At 43.4% G+C, this 18,946-nt stretch carries 18 protein-coding genes; 5 read left to right on the forward strand and 13 right to left on the reverse strand.

All coding sequences use genetic code 11. The annotated features are described in order from the left end of the window. Window positions 1-2 precede the first annotated feature (2 nt). Window positions 3-872 (reverse strand): mechanosensitive ion channel family protein, encoded by an 870-nt coding sequence (locus B0I21_RS10945; protein WP_133640519.1) that lies wholly within the window; start codon window positions 870-872, stop codon window positions 3-5. 261 nt (window positions 873-1,133) lie between these two features. Here B0I21_RS10945 and B0I21_RS10950 point away from each other — a divergent pair, with 261 nt between their 5' ends. After that, window positions 1,134-2,087, forward strand: a complete 954-nt coding sequence (locus B0I21_RS10950; protein ID WP_133640520.1) for an acetyl-CoA carboxylase carboxyltransferase subunit alpha — start codon at window positions 1,134-1,136, stop codon at window positions 2,085-2,087. 74 nt (window positions 2,088-2,161) lie between these two features. Here B0I21_RS10950 and B0I21_RS10955 read toward each other — a convergent pair whose 3' ends face one another. From B0I21_RS10955 to B0I21_RS10965, 3 genes are all read right to left on the reverse strand, one after another. After that, window positions 2,162-3,058 carry a polysaccharide deacetylase family protein gene (locus tag B0I21_RS10955; RefSeq protein WP_243836046.1) on the reverse strand — a complete coding sequence of 299 codons (897 nt, stop codon included), beginning with the start codon at window positions 3,056-3,058 and terminating at the stop codon, window positions 2,162-2,164. Between the two features lie 275 nt (window positions 3,059-3,333). After that, window positions 3,334-3,792: a hypothetical protein gene (locus B0I21_RS10960; protein ID WP_133640521.1), complete on the reverse strand. Its 459-nt coding sequence runs from the start codon at window positions 3,790-3,792 to the stop codon at window positions 3,334-3,336. A gap of 96 nt (window positions 3,793-3,888) precedes the next feature. After that, a complete protein-coding gene (locus tag B0I21_RS10965; protein ID WP_133640522.1) occupies window positions 3,889-4,581 on the reverse strand; it encodes an outer membrane beta-barrel protein in 693 nt (230 codons plus the stop codon). Between the two features lie 156 nt (window positions 4,582-4,737). Between B0I21_RS10965 and ychF the strand changes: the two genes are divergently transcribed. Both ychF and B0I21_RS10975 read left to right on the forward strand, forming a co-directional pair. After that, on the forward strand, window positions 4,738-5,838 hold the full coding sequence (gene ychF / locus B0I21_RS10970) for a redox-regulated ATPase YchF (protein WP_133640523.1): 1,101 nt from the start codon (window positions 4,738-4,740) through the stop codon (window positions 5,836-5,838). A 91-nt stretch (window positions 5,839-5,929) separates the two neighbouring features. Further along, window positions 5,930-6,850, forward strand: coding sequence for a DUF72 domain-containing protein (locus B0I21_RS10975; protein WP_243836048.1), 921 nt, complete (start codon window positions 5,930-5,932; stop codon window positions 6,848-6,850). Between the two features lies 1 nt (window position 6,851). Here the strand turns inward: B0I21_RS10975 and B0I21_RS10980 are convergent, their stop codons facing one another. Together B0I21_RS10980 and B0I21_RS10985 are read right to left on the reverse strand one after the other, a co-directional pair. Next, on the reverse strand, window positions 6,852-7,847 hold the full coding sequence (locus B0I21_RS10980) for a tetratricopeptide repeat protein (protein ID WP_133640524.1): 996 nt from the start codon (window positions 7,845-7,847) through the stop codon (window positions 6,852-6,854). Between the two features lie 75 nt (window positions 7,848-7,922). Then, entirely contained in the window at window positions 7,923-8,696 is a 774-nt protein-coding gene (locus tag B0I21_RS10985; protein WP_133640525.1) for a C40 family peptidase, read from the reverse strand. Window positions 8,697-8,779: 83 nt separating this feature from the next. Between B0I21_RS10985 and B0I21_RS10990 the strand changes: the two genes are divergently transcribed. Continuing rightward, complete coding sequence (locus B0I21_RS10990; RefSeq protein ID WP_133640526.1) at window positions 8,780-9,247, forward strand: universal stress protein; 468 nt, start codon at window positions 8,780-8,782, stop codon at window positions 9,245-9,247. 17 nt (window positions 9,248-9,264) lie between these two features. Here the strand turns inward: B0I21_RS10990 and B0I21_RS10995 are convergent, their stop codons facing one another. The 3 genes from B0I21_RS10995 to guaA are packed head-to-tail and all read right to left on the reverse strand — an operon-like array spanning window position 9,265 to window position 13,236. Further along, a complete protein-coding gene (locus B0I21_RS10995) occupies window positions 9,265-10,443 on the reverse strand; it encodes an RsmB/NOP family class I SAM-dependent RNA methyltransferase (RefSeq protein ID WP_133640527.1) in 1,179 nt (392 codons plus the stop codon). Window positions 10,444-10,445: 2 nt separating this feature from the next. Beyond that, a complete protein-coding gene (locus B0I21_RS11000) occupies window positions 10,446-11,729 on the reverse strand; it encodes an ABC transporter substrate-binding protein (protein WP_243836050.1) in 1,284 nt (427 codons plus the stop codon). After that, entirely contained in the window at window positions 11,686-13,236 is a 1,551-nt protein-coding gene (gene guaA, locus B0I21_RS11005) for a glutamine-hydrolyzing GMP synthase (protein WP_133640528.1), read from the reverse strand. The genes B0I21_RS11000 and guaA overlap by 44 nt, the downstream gene beginning before the upstream one ends. Window positions 13,237-13,394: 158 nt before the next feature. Here guaA and B0I21_RS11010 point away from each other — a divergent pair, with 158 nt between their 5' ends. After that, on the forward strand, window positions 13,395-15,869 hold the full coding sequence (locus tag B0I21_RS11010; protein ID WP_166637836.1) for a DUF5686 and carboxypeptidase regulatory-like domain-containing protein: 2,475 nt from the start codon (window positions 13,395-13,397) through the stop codon (window positions 15,867-15,869). Window positions 15,870-15,920: 51 nt separating this feature from the next. Here B0I21_RS11010 and B0I21_RS11015 read toward each other — a convergent pair whose 3' ends face one another. The 4 genes from B0I21_RS11015 to B0I21_RS11030 all read right to left on the reverse strand — a co-directional run bounded on the left by B0I21_RS11015 (window position 15,921) and on the right by B0I21_RS11030 (window position 18,628). Continuing rightward, window positions 15,921-16,604, reverse strand: a complete 684-nt coding sequence (locus tag B0I21_RS11015) for a head GIN domain-containing protein (protein WP_133640530.1) — start codon at window positions 16,602-16,604, stop codon at window positions 15,921-15,923. Window positions 16,605-16,640: 36 nt separating this feature from the next. Then, window positions 16,641-17,153 carry a hypothetical protein gene (locus tag B0I21_RS11020; RefSeq protein WP_243836053.1) on the reverse strand — a complete coding sequence of 171 codons (513 nt, stop codon included), beginning with the start codon at window positions 17,151-17,153 and terminating at the stop codon, window positions 16,641-16,643. Window positions 17,154-17,297: 144 nt separating this feature from the next. Further along, complete coding sequence (locus B0I21_RS11025) at window positions 17,298-18,041, reverse strand: DUF3307 domain-containing protein (RefSeq protein ID WP_133640531.1); 744 nt, start codon at window positions 18,039-18,041, stop codon at window positions 17,298-17,300. Then, complete coding sequence (locus B0I21_RS11030; RefSeq protein WP_133640532.1) at window positions 18,038-18,628, reverse strand: hypothetical protein; 591 nt, start codon at window positions 18,626-18,628, stop codon at window positions 18,038-18,040. The genes B0I21_RS11025 and B0I21_RS11030 overlap by 4 nt, the downstream gene beginning before the upstream one ends. Window positions 18,629-18,946 lie beyond the last annotated feature (318 nt).

Consider the following 18,946-nt stretch of genomic DNA (forward strand, 5'->3'; position numbering starts at 1 on the left):
ACTTACTGATCAAGATCATACTCCCGCTTAAACTGGAGTACTTCTTTCAAAATTTCATTCTCCAGCTGCCGGTGCAATTTATTGCTGCTGCTGGTGGCATGCATTTCCATTTTATACTTCACGTAATCCTTCCCAATTTCTACCACTTTTAAATGCAGATCATCGTCGCCCGTCAAATACGGATGATTAATCAGTGTTTTCTGAATGCGCGCTTCCAGCTGATCTATCTCCACAGCAGTTTGGAGCGGAAGCTCAAAGCGAACGTAGAAAAGGCTTGAGCGGTGCGCAGAAAAATTAACCATGGGCGACGTAAACACCAAATTGTTGGGAACCATCACGATATCATCCTCTTCATCTTGTATCAAGAGACTGGAAAAGGTAATATCCACGATCCTACCCTTATACTCACCTATTTTGACCCGATCGCCTACGGATAGCTGATCATTAAACATAATGAAAAGACCGGATAGCATATTGGTGATGTATTCGCGGAAGGTCACGGCAATAGCCATAGCGACGATGGTCAAACTTGTCACAAATTCCCGCGGGTCTATCCCCAGTGCTAGCATGATGGCAATGATTGCTGTCGTGGTATTCAAAACCGCCGTCAATCGATTTATTCCCAACACAAAGTTTCCCCGAACGCTCCTATGTTCGTGTCTTTTCGTGTACAGCGTAATCATGATATACCGACCTATGGAGTATAATATGCTGGCCGTTAAAAATAAGTTCAGCGCACTAGACGCATTGCTGATCAGCCGATGGGCTTTATAATACTCTTCGAAATACCAAAATGAGGTAGACAACATGATCCATAACACAAGTTTACCCAGAAACTTGAATACGGTGGTACGGTTGCGTTCTTCTGCCATTGTCATATAATCCAACGAAAATATTAATTTTCCTTGGCTGTCGCAATCCCTTCAACAATTATATTGCCCCAAACCAAGCAGCAGGTCTAGTAGTCCAGCACCGGAGAAAAGATAGCGTCTTCTCAAAAAAGAATGCAAACTAAATGTACAGGACAAGCGTTTGATTATAAACCGGATAGCAAACTAATCGGAAGACGCCATTTTATAATATGTAAAAATAAATTAACTTAGCAAGCTGAAATGTGCTAGATACATACAATTATGCAAACAACATTTGATTTTGAAAAGCCTATTGCAGATTTGCAAACCCAAATAGAAAAGGTCTTACAGGTCCAAGAAAAGACGAAAGTGGATATGAGTGCAACCATCAATGAGCTTGAAACGAAATTGGAACAAACCAAGAAGGATATCTATTCCAATATGAGCGGATGGCAAAAAGTGCAGATGTCCAGACATCCTGATCGTCCACAAACATCCGATTACATTGAGATGCTGTGCGAAGAGTTCATTGAACTCCACGGCGATAGAACGGTAAAGGATGATAAAGCTATCATTGGGGGTATTGCTTCTATCGATGGTCAAGCTGTTATGGTCATTGGTCATCAGAAAGGTAAAAATACCAAAGAGCGGCAGTATCGAAACTTTGGTATGGCCAATCCGGAAGGCTACCGTAAGGCGCTAAGGCTGATGAAAATGGCAGAGAAGTTTAACAGACCTATCGTCACTTTTATTGACACGATGGGTGCTTATCCGGGATTGGAAGCAGAAGAGCGTGGCCAAGGGGAAGCTATCGCGCGCAATTTGCTGGAAATGTCGGTTTTGACCGTACCTGTGATTTGCGTGGTAATCGGTGAAGGTGCTTCAGGTGGTGCTTTGGGTATTGGTGTAGGCGATCGAGTCTATATGTTGCAAAACACGTGGTATTCTGTTATTTCTCCGGAGTCTTGTTCCTCCATTCTATACCGGAGCTGGGATCAAAAAGAAAAGGCTGCCGACTCCCTGAAACTGACAGCGGAAGATATGCTTAAAAATGGGCTTATTGATGGGATTATCGAAGAACCTGTTGGTGGAGCGAATCAGGATCCCGCAGCGACAGCCCATTCCTTAAAGACAAAAATACTTGCTGATATTCAAGAATTGAAGCTTAAAGATGCAGAGACCTTGGTTAACGATCGTATTGCTAAATTCAGCAATATGGGTGTTGTGGTTGAATAGCATCTGGATCTTTTAAAAACAAGAAACGCCTGCTTTTGCAGGCGTTTCTTGTTTACGTGACTTACTTGTTTGCATCAGTACCGGAATGGATAGTCCTGCATAAACTCGAATTGGTAGTCGGTATGCCTCTGAATGGTATCAATCAGTGAGGATAGCAATTGCTGTCCTTTCTTATTTTGAAACATGTCATCATGCATGAGGAGCACCACGTTATTCGGTTCCATGGAAGATTTATTGTTCATGTAATTTCGAATGCGCGTATAGATTTCATGAACCGACTGTATCGGTTTGCCGGTAAGCCCATGTATCTTCCACTCGACATCCCATCCGAAGATTTTATAGCCATTGGTATACAAAAGATCGGCCGTACTAGCACCACTCTGCAGATCGATACGACGCACGTCGTCGTAGATCCAAATGTTACGTCCTGGCAAGCGGATGATCTTATGTTGAAGCTTTAAATCCGTTTCATTTTTCTCGAAGTCGTTGACTGCCCCAACGGCATTGCTGTAAAAGCTGGTGAATTTGTTATTCCCGTGCGTATAACTGTGGTTATAGCATTCCACAAGCGGATTGTCGTAGTAACGTTGATAGTCCCGCTTTAAGCCTTTCGACATAAAAGCATGTTTTCCAACCAAGAAGGTGTTGATCTTTATTTTTCTGGCTTTGGCGATAGAATCGATGGCCTTACTCCCTCGTAGAGGCCCATCATCAAAAGTAAAATAAAGATGTTTAGGCAATTTGTCCAAAGCCAACCTTACCGAATCTCGTATGCGGCGACGTTCTATGCGCAGCGCCTTGGCCAAAGAATCTTTACTGATTGGATGCAGGGTATCGATATTGAGGTGAACGGGTGCTTTCCAGCGTTTCGTCAATTTACCTGTACATAAAGGAACGGTGTCTGTTTTCGATACGCTCACGCCTCCTAATACCAGCGAATCTTGTGACGCGTTAGCCGCTTTGCTATCCATTCCACCATGACATGATGTTAGACACATCAAATAAAACAATCCCCCAAAAGTAAAGAGGCAATTCATACCTTTTCCCATACTAATCTTATCTTCCGAATTTTGTTGCAAATTTAGATCATTGCAGTGGCAAACGCAAAATTATTAACTGGTAAAAATGGGTTTGTAGATAAATGTTAGTAAAAGCGGCGTTCTCTGTGGTCGATGGCGTCAGCACATATACCGGAGTCAATGTGCGCGCTGCCATCGTGCACATCAACTCCGGCTTGAAACTTATCTTATCTGCGGCGACCTCTTCCTCGGTCGTGATCGTGTTTCTTTCCCTTACGATGATGCTTCTTATCGTAGCGATCATGTGTTCGGCGATCACCAAGGTAGCGCTGTGAATGATTATTTGCGTAGCGGTGGTATCTATTGTGAACGTCTCTGTGGTTTCTCCAAGGCTGAGCATGATTTAGTACCACTTTATACGTCCGGTTCATGTTTACATGCCTGTAGCGTTTCGGCAAGGAGCGCACATTGACCCAGCGGTTACCTTGTGGGTAGATGTACCGCCTGCTGGACACATCATAATAAACACCAATTTCAGGTAAGTAATAATACCGAACGTAGTCGTAACCAGCCGGACCCCAGCTTGGCTGTGACCCTATATTAATGTTTACGTTTACCTGCGCATTTGCTGGTTTAACAAAGACAAACAAGCTAACGATTGCTGCTACATAAATAAACTTTTTCATAGGCTCCTTTCTATTTATTTTACAAATTATTTAATACTATGACAGCATAGCAAATAGAAAGGATTAACCGCTCACCCATTAAATAGTGAAAAATTTCTAAAACGCGAATCCAACTTTTACGCCGACTTCATATAAATTTAAGTCTCTTTGCGATGATGAAAAAGATGTACCATCTTGAATGGCAGAGTTTAACGTAGATTTACGGTATTCGAAATACGGTCCAGTCATGATGTCGAACCTGGAGCCTACGCGAATACTGACACCTGCTTGGGCTCCGGCTAAGATACCGGAAGATAGGTGCGAACGTTCCTCAACAGCGTAGAACGAGCTTGCTGTCCCCGAAAACCGTGTTGACGTGTGCGAGGATTCATGACTACCTACCCGAAAGTTGTAACCCAGCGAAGCAGACAGAAACGGACTGACACGTTTATCTATAAACCGGAAGGACGCATGTGCGTAAAGAGGAATGGAGATGTAATTTCGTAGAAAATCGATATCATCATCGTCGCCCCAATAATCCCAGTCTGCATCAACCTCAATAACGTGTCTTACCCCCGTACCGGCACCGATGGCTACTTTGGGAGTCAAATGAAACAATCCAATGTAATTAAACTGCAGTCCGACGTAGTCGATCTGACGATCGCCGTATGCGGCAACTTGGCTTTCAGCTTGTCCATTGGTATAGGACGCGCCGAAATTGAAATTGTTGGAAAAATAGGGTCTAAAATCTTGAGCAGTTGCTGCTTGTAAAAATAGACAGCTAAAAAACAGAAGTAATAGTTTTTTCATACATTATTATTTTAATTCTCGGTAAAAATACAAATAATTCAAATAGCTTGGAACATCCTAATCAAATAAAGCGCGTTATTCAAGTTAGCCATTTTTACGGCCGTCAACATTCCACTATTTTACCTATCTTTGGGCGATTAAAAAATTGCAATTTTCATGGCTTTACAATGTGGTATAGTAGGTTTACCGAACGTAGGTAAATCAACATTATTTAATTGTCTGTCAAACGCGAAGGCGCAGGCAGCGAATTTCCCTTTTTGTACAATAGAACCCAATGTCGGTGTGATCACCGTTCCTGACGAGCGAATTAACAAGCTGGCTGAACTGGTAAATCCGCAGCGCATTGTTCCCAATACGATTGAAATTGTTGATATAGCCGGTCTGGTAAAGGGCGCATCAAAAGGCGAAGGTTTAGGAAACCAGTTTTTGGGTAATATCCGCACCACGAATGCTATTATCCACGTGCTTCGTTGTTTTGATGACGGAAATGTTATCCACGTAGATGGTTCTGTAGATCCTATCCGCGATAAAGAAATTATTGATACCGAGCTTCAGTTGAAAGACTTGGATACCGTGGTGAAACGGATACAGAAAGTCGAAAAGATGGCGAAAACTGGTGGTGATAAAGACGCGAAAAAGACTTTCGAAATTCTTTCTGTTGTCAAAGCTCATTTGGAATCGGGACGTTCGGCACGAACAGCAGCCATATCGGAGGAAGATTTTGATTATATCGAAGACCTTGCTCTATTGACTGTAAAGCCTGTATTGTACGTATGTAACGTAGATGAAGCCTCTGTAAATACAGGTAATGCCTATGTAGAACGCGTAAAGGACGCGGTTAAAGATGAAAATGCACAAGTGTTAATCATCTCGGCGCAGATTGAATCGGAAATAGCGCAGCTCGAATCTTATGAAGAGCGCAAGATGTTTTTAGAAGATCTTGGCTTGGAAGAATCTGGCGTGCATAAATTGATTCGCGCAGCCTATTCGCTGTTGAAGCTGTCTACCTATTTCACGGCTGGTGTGCAGGAAGTGCGTGCCTGGACAATCGAGAATGGATTTACTGCACCGCAGGCGGCGGGCGTTATCCACACGGATTTCGAAAAAGGATTTATTCGTGCTGAGGTGATTAAATATGCAGACTATGTACAATATGGGTCGGAGGCTGCGGTGAAAGAAGCGGGCAAGCTATCCGTGGAAGGTAAAACCTATATCGTAGAGGACGGTGATATTATGCATTTTCGTTTTAACGTATAACGCCACGAAACGATCCAATGATCACGATATAGACTCCTGCAACATATGTTGCAGGAGTTTTTTTTTAATCGCAGCTATACGTTGCTCATGTATGTATCATTCCGTATATTCGATTATGAAATTTGGTCAAGTAGAACATCCCGAAGAGATCGATTTTACTCTTCCCCCCACCCCTGCTGAAACATTGGATTTGCTAAAAAGCAACAAAGAAAAGGCGGAGCTGGAAGTATATGTAGGCTGTGCAAAATGGAACAAAGCTGATCTAAAAGGCTTCTATCCTCGTGGCACAAAAGACGAATTAAGCTACTACGCGCAGCAATTCAATGCGATTGAGCTTAATGCCACCTTCTATAATTCGCCAAGCAAAGAGCAGGTGGCCACTTGGCGAGACAAAACCGCCAAAGGTTTCAAATTTTTTCCAAAAATTCCGCAATCGATAAGTCACTATGGCCGGCTGCTTCATACCGATGAAAAAGTGAAAGCCTTCGTAGACGCTACCGTGAATTTTGAGGATAGACTGGGCATGGCATTTTTGCAGATGCATGATAATTACAAACCCAAAGACTTCGAACGCTTGAAAGGATTTTTAGAGAATTTCCCAAAGGGTTATCCCTTAGCGCTAGAAGTGCGCAATACATCCTGGTTTACAGAGAAAAACGTATTTGATGATCTCGTTACGTTATTGGAAAAGACAGATACGACCAACGTTATTGTAGACACAGCAGGAAGACGCGATCTTTTGCATATGCGCCTAACGACCTCGGATGCTTTTGTTCGCTACGTGGGCGCTAATCATCCAACGGATTACGACCGGCTTACCGACTGGGTGAAACGCATCAAAGAATGGAAAAAAGCAGGTTTACGTCGTCTTTTCTTTTTCGTTCACCAGAATGTGGAGGTTGCATCTCCCCTCCTCGCGGCCCACTTCATTACCGAGCTGAACAAAGCAATCGGCACAAATCTGACCATCCCAAATAAAGATGGTGGTCAAAGCCAAGGGAAACTGTTTTAAGTTAATCTTCGTCTGAAAGATGGCGTTTGTCCAGCCTGTGGAACGTATCTAAGTCTTCCGCAGCGCCGCGCGCATCCCCTAGCTGTTCCCTCACGTTAGATCTATACAGATAGAGTTCCGAATATGTAGGGTTTAGCACAATCGCTTCGCCATAATCAGCCAGTGCAGATTCCCAATTTTCCATCTTTTCAAACAAATCGGCCCGCAGGGCATAAACATAAAAATCCTCAGGCAGCAGTGCTATCAAGATGTTAAAATCGACTGCTGCCTTTTCATATTGCTCGCGCTCAACGAAAAAATTTCCCCGCTCCTCATACACTGCGCTGGATTGCGGTGCTAACTCCACCGCCTTATCTAAATCCTGCGTTGCGTTGTCAAACTCGCGGATAGCGCTAAAGAGCTTGGCACGGTAGAGATAGGCAGAAGCGTTGCCGCGGTCGATTTGCAAGGCTTGGGCAAATGATTCGAAAGCATTTTCATACCGTAACATATGTACTTGTAAAGCGCCCGCATATACAAGGGTATCTGCAGAAGGCGCTCTGCGAAAGGCCTCGGCGTAGTAGGCTAGTGCCCGCTCATAATCAAATTGAGGGGTAAACTCAAGGGCGGCTTCGAGCAGCGCTTCCACACTTTCAACCTGATCGGCATCGTGCACGGTGTTTGCTGGTTTTTCCTGTTGCCACTGCATATAGCTGCAATAGTTTGCATCCAGCGTTTTGACAACTTGGTAATCATAGAATGCTCCTTCATCATCCTCCAGATAGGCGTTCAAGACCGATCGACAGGCCCTGAAAAAAGGTTGATCCGGATAGCTTTCTATAGCACGAGAGTACAAAACATGCGCCTCTTTCCATTCCCTTTTTGTGAATAAATCAAAGCCTTCTTTCGCGATTTTCAAGCATTCATCGGGCTCAGAAATTGGCGTAATAGTGGTATTGGGATAAGGGAGTAGTCCACTTTGTGCAAGTTGGAAATAACGATTTTTACGTATTTGCATGGCTAAAAGAAAGTTTTCTTACGGTCGCGAATATAGTGAAAATTTGGAAAGCTTATGCCCGAACGAAGCTGGCCTTTATAAGATACGTTTTACAATGCGTAGCTTATGCGTGTATCGACCTTCGGATGGGTTAAAAATGCCTTCACTATCCATGTTATCCGTCCGTACGTACGCCGAAGCGTGAAAAATACGATCCGCATCTAACATCAATCCAACATGGGTTATCCGCCCCTCTTCATTGTCGAAAAAAGCTAAGTCACCCGGCTTGATTTCGGCTACAAAGTCGACTGTTCTACCTTGCTCGGCCTGCTGATAGGCATCGCGGCGTAAGGTAATACCAAATTGGGCGTATATCGCTTGCGTAAGTCCGGAACAATCTAAGCCGTACGGCGAACGCCCGCCCCATAGATACGGGCATGCATGGTAAAGATTGACCAGTTTCGGAAGCTCCATAGCGAAGTCGGCGACTGTAGGGTTACGAAGCCCACCTTGAATATGGTATGGAGCAGGTGACGAATTGGGAAGCGTTAACGATAGCGTATCCCAAATCTTTGTTCCGGGCACCAAACGTATGCTGTTCTGGTCAGAAATGGCTTCGGCACCTGAGCAATCTACCACCCGATATGCATCATCATCGAACGATGGTATTTCTCCACCCCATATCCTGTATTGCCCATGCTGTAGCCACCCTTCATAATCACTCTCCAGCATGCGGATATATGTCCACTCCGATCGCTCCTCCAGTAATTCAAAGATTTCGGCAAACAATACTTGGTTGACCATTTCGCTACGATGGGAAGGGTCTGATCGCAAAGGCACCACAGAAAGATTACAAATACCTAAAACCATCTTTTCTTTTTTTACTAAAAACAAATAATATGACGCAGATGTTATCTACGTATACGAATATAACTTTTTTATACCGCACGCACATGAGCAACCATAGATTTAATCGCATTCTTTTAGCAGTGGACGATACACCTTGCACGCTAAAAGCCATCGAACACGCCAAGGAACTGGTTCGCGAATTTAATTCGTCTATTGCCTTGGTTACGGTCGTACCGCCAACCTCGCCGGCAGCTTATGGAGCAGACCCGTTGTTGGGGCAGCAACCCATTATTGTTCCTGAAGTGTCGGAAATTCAGCAAGATTCCGCCCAGCGCTATCTGGAGAGCTTAGGCAACGCCTTTGAAGGGGCACACGAAGTGTTTCTTTTTAATAAGGTCGGAAACGTGCGTGATGAGATATTGAACACCGCTAGTGAGTGGACAGCAGATCTCATCATCATGGGTTCTAATGGAAAGACTGGGTTCGAACATTTTATATCAGGTAGCGTTTCGGAGTCAGTCATCCGCAAAGCAAACTGCCCCGTGTTGGTTATTCCAAGCAAAGAAGAATAACGACCTGCGAAGACCCATTACTGTATTTTCCGAAGTCGGGCAGCAAACATGCTGTCCGATTTGCGATGGTAGCCCTTTATAAGATTCATTGCTTCTACTTTCAGGCCGCATGTATCTTCCAGATAGGCCACGATATCCTCGTTTTCTTCTCGAAAAACAGAGCATGTAATATAGATCAACTGGCCGTCTTTCTGCAAGTATTTCGACGCGCGTGCCGCTATTTTCTGTTGAAGGCTGGCAAAATCGGCTATGTTGGATTCCGAAAATTGACTCATCATTTCCGGTGTTCGACCCCAAGTGCCCGACCCCGAGCAGGGCGCATCAAGGATAATGCCGTCAAAGCGTTCTCCATGCAGTAAATGCTCCACATCTACTGTCAAGTCTAAGACTTTCTTCCTGTACGCTGTCCGGATGTTTGCTTTCAAAAAGCGTTCGTCTAGATTTCTTAAAACGCTAAGGCGGATGTCGGACACCAACAATTGGATACTAGGTTCTTTATGAAGCAGCAGTAAGGATTTACCGCCGGATGCAGCACAAGCATCCCACCAAGATTGATTTTTAGCGATATGGGCGATATCCAAGCTCTCCTGCGACGATAAATCCTGCACTTCAAATAACCCCTCTATCTTTTTTATTTGCTGCAGTTGCGCGCCGTTCGGCAGTCGGTAGCTATAAGGACCAACCTTTTCGAAGGGTATTGCGTTTTTCGTGAGTTCCTCCTCTACTGCCAAAACTGCATGCTTTTGCACACGCAAAAATAAATCGGGCTGAATGAGTTGACTTCTGCAAAATTGCTTTGGATCTATGGATAAGGAAAGATGGCTATAGAAAGGAAAGATGGCATCGTCGCAGGGAATCCCCTGTTGCTCCAAGAAATTTATTTTGTCCGCCAATTCCCCCTGTTGATAAGCAGACCATTGCGGCCTATGCACGTCAACAAGATCACTTGCCGTTTCGCACAGAAACTCTGCGATGACTAGCCGAGCCTCCGGAGCTTGATCTGCTGCTATATGACCCACTCTAAAATAATTGTAGCAAAGACGGGATGTCATTCTGCGATCAGAAGACCCCATCTGTCTATTACTTTTGTAAAAGCGGGTTAAAAACCTACTTAAGGGCTCGTCTAATTTATACTCGCCTAAAGCACGTTCGAAATTACGCAGCTGTTGCGCTACTTTTTTCTGCTTTACTTCCAATATTAGTTTAATTGAAAGGATGATCCACGGTAAGACTTAAAGCTTACGGCGTTATTGATAAAACCAGAGCTTTCACTATGCTCAAACTGGTAGGTACTGTACAAACCATCAAATGAATCTTTCGTTACGTATTCACGATATTTAGATCCATACTTTGCCAAAAGCCCGCCAAAGTATTTTGCTGCATCGTAACCTTTATAGGAATAATCGGAAGGATTGACGCCGTAGAGCGAGTAATACAAATCCTTAAACGTTTTAACGCCCGATGTCCAACCTTTGAGATGACTCTCCGATGAAATCGTGGGATTGTAATTTGAAAAATTGGCGTACATGCTGAAATCTATGCGATCCCAAAGCGGATGGCCATACAGGTTAAGGCTGTAAAAACTTTCGCTGGATTTAGCATCCAAGTTATTGAGCAATGTGCGGAGTTGGAACTTATCCGTAGTACCTGTAACGATGAAATTTGTTCCCGCCGTAATTAATGCTTCATTCAATTGTGCAATTGATGAGACTGATTGAACTTGTGCAGAGGGCTTTAACCGCCGAATTTCCGATACAAATCCAGCCAAAAACTGCCGACCATCATTATCTGCCGTGTTGTAAATGATGATGACGTCGCCCCCATTATATTCCCGAGACAATCTTTTGGCAGTAGCCTTCATATGCATATCAATAGAAGGGGTTAGTGATACCAAATTAGGTAGGTTGAAATCACTTGCTTTGGAAGCTGCCAATGGATTGATTTGTAAGGCGTTATTATTTGGCACATTGCTGCCAAACACCTTAATTTCCTTTGGATACACCGGTCCAACAATCAATGTAGCATCCGCTATTTCCTGGGATTGCGCGATATTCATACTCTGGCCTTCGCTATCGCGCGAGTCAATCACATTTAAAGCAAATGATTTCCCATTTTTAGCCAACTCATCTAAGCCCAGTTGGAAGCCTTGGTAAAAATCCAAGGCTATAGAAGAACGACTGATGTCTGCTTTTGACACGGCATTTGGATTCAAGCGGTCGAGTTGAAAAGGGAGCACCAGTGCTATGCTGTTATCGAGCACACGTTTTGTTTTTCCCGCAGATACCTCGCCAGCTTCACCTGTTTTAGATGATCCTGGTTTATCAGCCGTGGTCGTGCCACTCCCTACGTTTCCGCCACGATGATCGGGAGATTTTAATACTCCGACCTTAGGCGAACAAGCGCTTAAGCTAAGCGCTAGTCCTAAAGCCAGTAATAATTTATTCCCACTCAATCGTTGCTGGTGGTTTTGAACTGATATCATAGACAACTCGGTTGATTCCTTTAACATGATTGATGATTTCGTTAGAAATTTTAGCAAGCAAATCGTAAGGGAGATGAATCCAGTCAGCGGTCATACCGTCTAGTGAACCTACTGCACGCAAGGCCACAACATGCTCGTACGTACGTTCGTCGCCCATCACACCCACGGACTGCACGGGCAGAAAGATCGTGCCCGCTTGCCAAACTTTATCATACCATCCCGTCTCTTTTAAATTACGGATATAGATATCGTCAGCTTCTTGCAAAATCCGTACCTTTTCTTCCGTGATATCACCTAAAACGCGTATTGCCAATCCGGGACCCGGAAAAGGATGTCTACCCAAGATATTCGGGTCTACCTCTAAGGTTTTTCCGACACGGCGCACCTCATCTTTAAATAGGGTTTTTAATGGCTCTACTACTTTCAATTTCATAAAATCGGGAAGTCCACCGACGTTATGGTGTGATTTTATGGTAGCTGATGGCCCTTTAACCGAAATGGACTCAATGATGTCGGGGTAGATTGTTCCCTGCCCTAACCATTTTGCCTCAATACCGTCAGGCAGCTCATTTTGTATATCTTTTGCAGCTTGATCGAATACATCAATAAATGATGCACCGATAATTTTACGTTTCTGTTCAGGTTCAGATACACCTGCTAAACGTCCGTAAAAAAGATCTTTAGCATTGATACCTTTTATATTAAGACCCATATTTTTGTAAGAGTCCAACACCTGCTCATATTCATTTTTACGCAGCAGACCATGATCCACAAAAATACAGTGCAAATTTTTACCAATAGCTTCATGCAATAACACCGCTGCAACGGTAGAATCTACGCCACCTGATAGCGCCATAATAACGTGATCATTGCCCAATTGTTCTTTCAGCTCGGCAATGGTTGTCTCAGCAAATGCTGTCGATGTCCAGTCTTGCGCACATCCACAGATGCCGACAACGAAATTTTTCAATAGCACCTGTCCATCCGTACTGTGCGTAACCTCCGGGTGGAACTGTATGCCATAGGTGCGCGTGCCAGCAACATGGTATGCCGCCACACGAACTTTATCCGTGCTGGCTATGATATGGAAGTTTGTTGGCACTTCTTTTATCGTATCGCCGTGTGACATCCAAACTTGGGATTGCACGGGTACGCCCACTAACAATTCGTTGCTCGTATCCACAAATTGCAGATTCGCACGTCCGTATTCTCTGATCTCCGACGGTAATACTTCGCCACCAGACTTTTGCGCCAAATATTGCGCGCCGTAGCAAACTCCCAATATCGGAAAACGATCCTGAAGCTCGCTGTAATTAATTTGCGGCGCTCCTTCTTGCCTAACGGAAAAAGGACTACCGGAAAAGATTATGCCTTTGACCGTATCGTCAAAGTCTGGCAAATTATTGAACGGATGTATTTCACAATAAACATTAAGCTCACGTACACGACGCGCTATCAACTGCGTATACTGTGAACCAAAATCGAGAATGATAATTTTTTCGGACATGCGGCAAAGTTACATATTCGTCGCGTAATTTTTAGGTTTTTTTACAACAGGTTTCTGTAGATTCGGCGATCCAGATCGGCGAAGAATTTTGCTCGGTTTAATAGGACGCTTCTATAAAAACAGCTATATTCGAGATGTATCGATCCTACATTATATTCATGAAATTAGTCGTCACTCTATTATCCATCGTATTTCCTATATGGCTCGCCGCGCAAGTGGAGGGTACGGTATCCAATAAAAATGGCGAGAAACTCGCTTCGGCAACGGTGTTGCTAAAAAACAGTTACATCGGTACCTCGACAAACGCTAGTGGGGAGTTTTTTATGGAACGATTGCCGAAGGGCCGGCAGACCTTAATTTTTAAGAGCTTGGGCTACCAAACCTTTTACAAGGAAATTGAAATAGGACGGGAAACGTTACAGGTAGACGTCGTGTTAGACGAAGAAATTAATGCGTTGGAGGAAGTTGTGGTCACCAACCGTGATAATCCAGCCCTCCGAATCATTAAACAAGCCATACGTCATCGAGAAGAGAATGGAAATAAAATAGACAGTTACCGCGCCGATTTCTATTCCAAAGGTCTGATGCGTGTTCAAAACTTGCCAAAGCGGATGGCGCGTGCCGGCGCAGACAACTTTCCGGGCCTCGATTCCAGCGGCTCCGGCATTATTTACCTGTCGGAAACCGTATCAAAAATAAGTTTCAAAAAACCGAATAAGTTATACGAAGAAGTTATTGCGTCGAAGGTTAGTGGAGATGACAAAGGTTTTAGTTTTAATACGGCAATCGGCGCGAATATCGATTTTTACAGCAATATGGTTGGGTTATGGAATGGTATCATTTCGCCCATTGCCTACAATGCCTTATCGTATTACAATTATACATTGATCAATAGCACTAAAGAGGACGGTCAGCAGATTTTCAAAATCAAAGTCCAACCTAAGCGAGACAAAGAACCTACGGTGGATGGGTTTATCTATATTGTTGAGAACAGCTGGGAAATATACGCGGCCGATTTCTCACTGCCTGGTTATCGCCTGCAGCAGCCTGTTCTGGACACGCTGCACATTACGCAGCATTATGCTTGGAATGATCAAGACCAGCGCCGAACAAAATCCTTCCAAAGACTGGATTTTAAACTCAGCTTCTTTGGTGTCAAGGCTGCCGGCAATTATATGCAGAACTTTTCGAACTACGAATTCGTGAAAGCATTTCCGAAGGGTACATTTGGCAATACATTAACGAAGATCAATAAGGGATCGAACTTATTGGACTCAGCCTATTGGAGTTTTGCACGTCCCATAGAGCTAACAGCCGAGGAACGTCAGGACTATGCATTTAAAGACAGTATGCAAACTGTGCGTAACAGTAGCGCCTATTTAGATTCTGTGGACCGCTCTAAAAATAAATTTAGTCCGCTGGATCCCCTCCTCGGCTATGCATATCAGAACTCACAAAAGCAATTTAAATTGGAATACCTCGGCTTAAATAATTTTGCTAAAGCGAGTTTTAATGCGGTGCAAGGGTTTACGTTTACGGCCGCTTTAAACGCAAGTTTCGGTTCGGCAGAAACAGGTTCGTATACCAAGCTGAATAATGACTTTCAATATGGTTTTTCGGAAAAGAAGCTTCGCTTCAATGCGGATTATATACATCGTTTCAACACGCAAAACTATGCTACGCTGGCCTTGAATTTTGGAAATAGGGCTACGCCTTTTAACGACGAATTAGGGCCGCTGCCTTTAATCAACAATATCACTTCGCTGTTTTTTAAAGACAGTTACCTGCAATTCTATCAAAGAGAGCAAGTCAAATTGCGATACACGCAGAATCTGGGGGTGCCCTTTCAACTTATGGTCTCCGGCGCTTGGGCAAATCGCAGTCCGCTCTTTAACAGCAGTAATTATTCATTCTTGCGGCAAGAGCGAGATTATGTATCCAACAACCCATTGGCGCCAACAGATTATGCAACGCCAGCCTTTTTAGCCAATCGGGTCTTGGAAGCAGAAGTCGGGCTGCGGTGGGCGATGGGACAAAAAGCTGTTGACCGACCTGATGCAACATTGCTTTTGCGTGATATGCGTTATCCACTCCTTACCATACAATACAAACAAGGGTTTAACCTAACGCATAGCGAGATGAGCTACCAACTTTTGCAAGGCGCTATTGCACAGAACCGACAATTGGGCCCATTCGGTATGTTAAGTGCTCGGTTAAAAGCGGGCAAATTTTTGCATGCTGAAAACATACCGTTTACCGATTACAAACATTTTTCGGGAAACCAAACCCATATCGGTACGACCTCTTCTTATGATAATACGTTTTTGCTATTACCCTATTACAGCCATAGTACAAACAAAGGGTTTGTAGAATTCCATGCAGAACAGGATTTTAAGGGTTATCTTTTTAACAAAATACCGGGCATACAGGAACTACAGTGGGGCCTTATAGCTGGCTACCATTTTCTCCATACGCCAGCGAGAAAGCCCTATCACGAACTAAGCATTGGAATCGATAACCTGGGTTGGGGAAAATATCGCTTGTTGCGCGTGGATTACGTGCATGCGATGCAAGGTGCGTCTTCTATTCCAGGGGTTATCGTGGGTTTGAAATTTTTGAACATCTTAAATTAGCAGGGAGGCAGCAAGGTATAACACCTTAACCCTATCGGCTATATAAGTCTATTATTTCGTCATAAAGGTTATTTTACCGCCGGCTAATCGCTTTTGCTTCCTTTCTGTAGGATTGCCGTAAACATTTATATATCCGCCGGCGCGGGTTTGTACGTCTGCACTTACCGAGGCTCTTACGTCGCAGACTCCCCCACCATTTGTCCGCGCAAAAGCTTTTTTGGAATTTAGTTTTTCCGCATAGTAGTTACCACCAAATGTTAGGATAATATTTTGCGACTCCGTATCACCCCGTAAGGTCACGGAGGAGCCTGTTGTGCTATTTACTTCTACGCGTTTTACATTGACCGCTAGATCGAGCTTACCCCCTTCATTGGCCCAGACCAATATCGAGTCTTGCTCGATGCTGCCTTCTTCTGTTTGTACAACGGCACCTTTTTGTACTGTGAAGCTGTAAATGCTGGGCGAATGCACCCTGACGAAGGTGTTTGCTCCTTTCAAAGGATAGCCCGACGCCATTTTAATGCGGAGTTTTCCATCTTGTTGTGTAACTTCTACTTTGTCCTTCAAATCGCCATCTACTAAAACGGAGTTTTCATCCGACGGAACTAAAACTACATTTAATTTATCCGTGACATGGAGTTCGACCACATGGCCTATATCCACTTTTGTTTGCGCTATTAGGTCTGCCGTGCAGCCCATCAGGACAGCTAGTACCAAGCACGTTGCTCTCATCATCTTGTTCAACGGTATTTAATTTTTATTTACTTTAATCTATCGGCCCAATAGCGCTAGCTCTTTTTCCGAGTACATCTTTGCACCTTTTAGGTAAGTATATAGAAGTTCCTTTGCCTCTTTATCCTGGAGCTTGTATAAATTATTCATCAGGAAATCCTTATCTTCTTCAATATTATCCCGATATCCCATGTAGGAAGGGATGTAATATTGAATACATAGCCGGATATAACGAAGCTCAACATTGTTTGGGTTACTAGCGATTTGCTTTTCCAGCATTTTCTTGCCGTCTTTAAAATAGCTCATCTTCTTGATGGGATTGCCGGTGTGCTTGGCCATAAACATATGGTAAGCCGCTTCATAACCAAGCTCTACTGGTGAATCCGCGTGTTTACCCAGCGACTCGAGGTGTTGCTTGCATTTATCACCATCTTTATGACCTATTTTGAAGTCTTTACGTATTTGGGGAAGACTTAGTGTCTGCCCTTTAATTTGTCCTGCAAAGATTAAGACCTGCATTACTATCAAACCGTACAAAAATTTTCTTGCCATGAGCTCTTACATTTTTTACTTCAAGAAATTTACAAAAAACAAGCCAAATATGACGAAATAATTACGGAATAATTGTAGTTAGTACCTGTGGATATAGAACAAATCCCGCGGGTAACGGGCGTTTTCACGCTTTGGCGACTCGGGTCAGCCTATTGGATTTGTTAAATATTTTAAACCAAATTTTAAAGCATAACCGATAAGTATGCCTAATATAAAACTGGCGAATGTGCCCACCAATATGTATTCTGTAAATTTGGTATCCCTTGCCTTTGTTAGATCTCCAAATCTAAAAATTGATTTGGCACCTAACAGAAATCCTATGCCCGAGAGAAATCCTATTTGTACGAATAGGACGATCAGCAAGCGTTCCATAATGCCGATTAACAGCCCGGCATCGGGTAAAGAGGTTTCTGGTTTTTTGAGAAAATCTGCCTGTGACGTCCATTTACTAAAGAATACACGTAGGGCTATAGGGCTTACATAAGCGGTTAGCAAAAATGCAATGACGTAACATAGGCTGGTATCAGAGAAAATAGCTCGCGTCCATGTTTCTGGCCAGCCGTATGCTAACACCAATGCAGCAACTATGCTCCCGAGATGCAACAACTGGTCAAAGACAAAAAACGTAAATGGCTGTAGTGGCCACTGTCTTTCCACATATATCTTCACGCTATCGATGAGTAAGTGCGCAAACGTGACGAATAGTACAATATGCCAGTGTTTGAAAAGGGTTGTGCAGAATAATATGGTCAAGATCATTCCATGTATGGCAACATGAAGCAACAAAAAACCGATTTTTTCTTTCCGCTTTTGCACCAGTTTGTTAGGTTGGAAAACGAAATCACCCAACACATGTGCCAAGAAGAGCTTTAAAAAAAGTATACTCATAATTTCAGTAGTTCCGTTGTACAAAATGCAATTGCATGTTGTATTTTTGTGTATGCTCCTTTCTGCAAGGCTGTGCTTACTAAGCTTTGGTGCTTCTTTTTCAACTTCTTAGCCAGCTCGGATTGACTTGATTCTTCATTTAACAAAGCCAATTTAACCGTTTCTGCGATATTGCTTGTCCAGCGTGTAGTGAGCTCGGTTAGCAACGGCAAAATAGTGTTGCACAAGGCATTTAGCTTTTCGTCCGCGGTACGGAGATGCAGTGTTTCTTTCTTCAGCTCCTCAAACGATTCTCCAGAATAGATCAATGCTGAACCGAAGGTTGTTTTCAAGCGACCTTCATCATCATCCTTCACACCGATGCCTATCCCCATACGTGCATCCAATCCTATTTCAATCATTGCCGCTTTAATATAAAAGGCGGCTATCAAAACCTGCTCCACAGAAACCTCCAGCTGAAAGCTGTCACCCCGAAAGATATCAAATTTTTTTGAGAAGCAAGCAATTGCTTCTTCCAAAACCGGCAGCCAAATTTTGGGTGTTGCTGTTCTTGATTTGATAATGTCGCCTGTTATTATTGCTATCATGTTTCTCAATTCTGAATTGCATCAATCACTATATGCGTTGCTAGTTGCTCATCAGCCCTATTTTTGGCATGATCAGTTTTAAATATCAGCGAATTTAGCGATAATGAAGAATGCCATCGAATATACTGATAATCACGAATATCTCCGAATTCATCGATAATAAAATATCAGCGAATTCGACGATAATTAGAAATATCAGCAAATTCGACGATAATCAGAAATATCAGCGAATTCGACGATAATTTAAAATATCAGCAAATTCGCTGATAATAAAAATAGTGCAGTGGGGAATGCTTCTATGTTAGAATAGAATTGAAG

The sequence above is a fragment of the Sphingobacterium paludis genome (genome assembly GCF_004364125.1).
GTDB lineage: Bacteria > Bacteroidota > Bacteroidia > Sphingobacteriales > Sphingobacteriaceae > Sphingobacterium > Sphingobacterium paludis.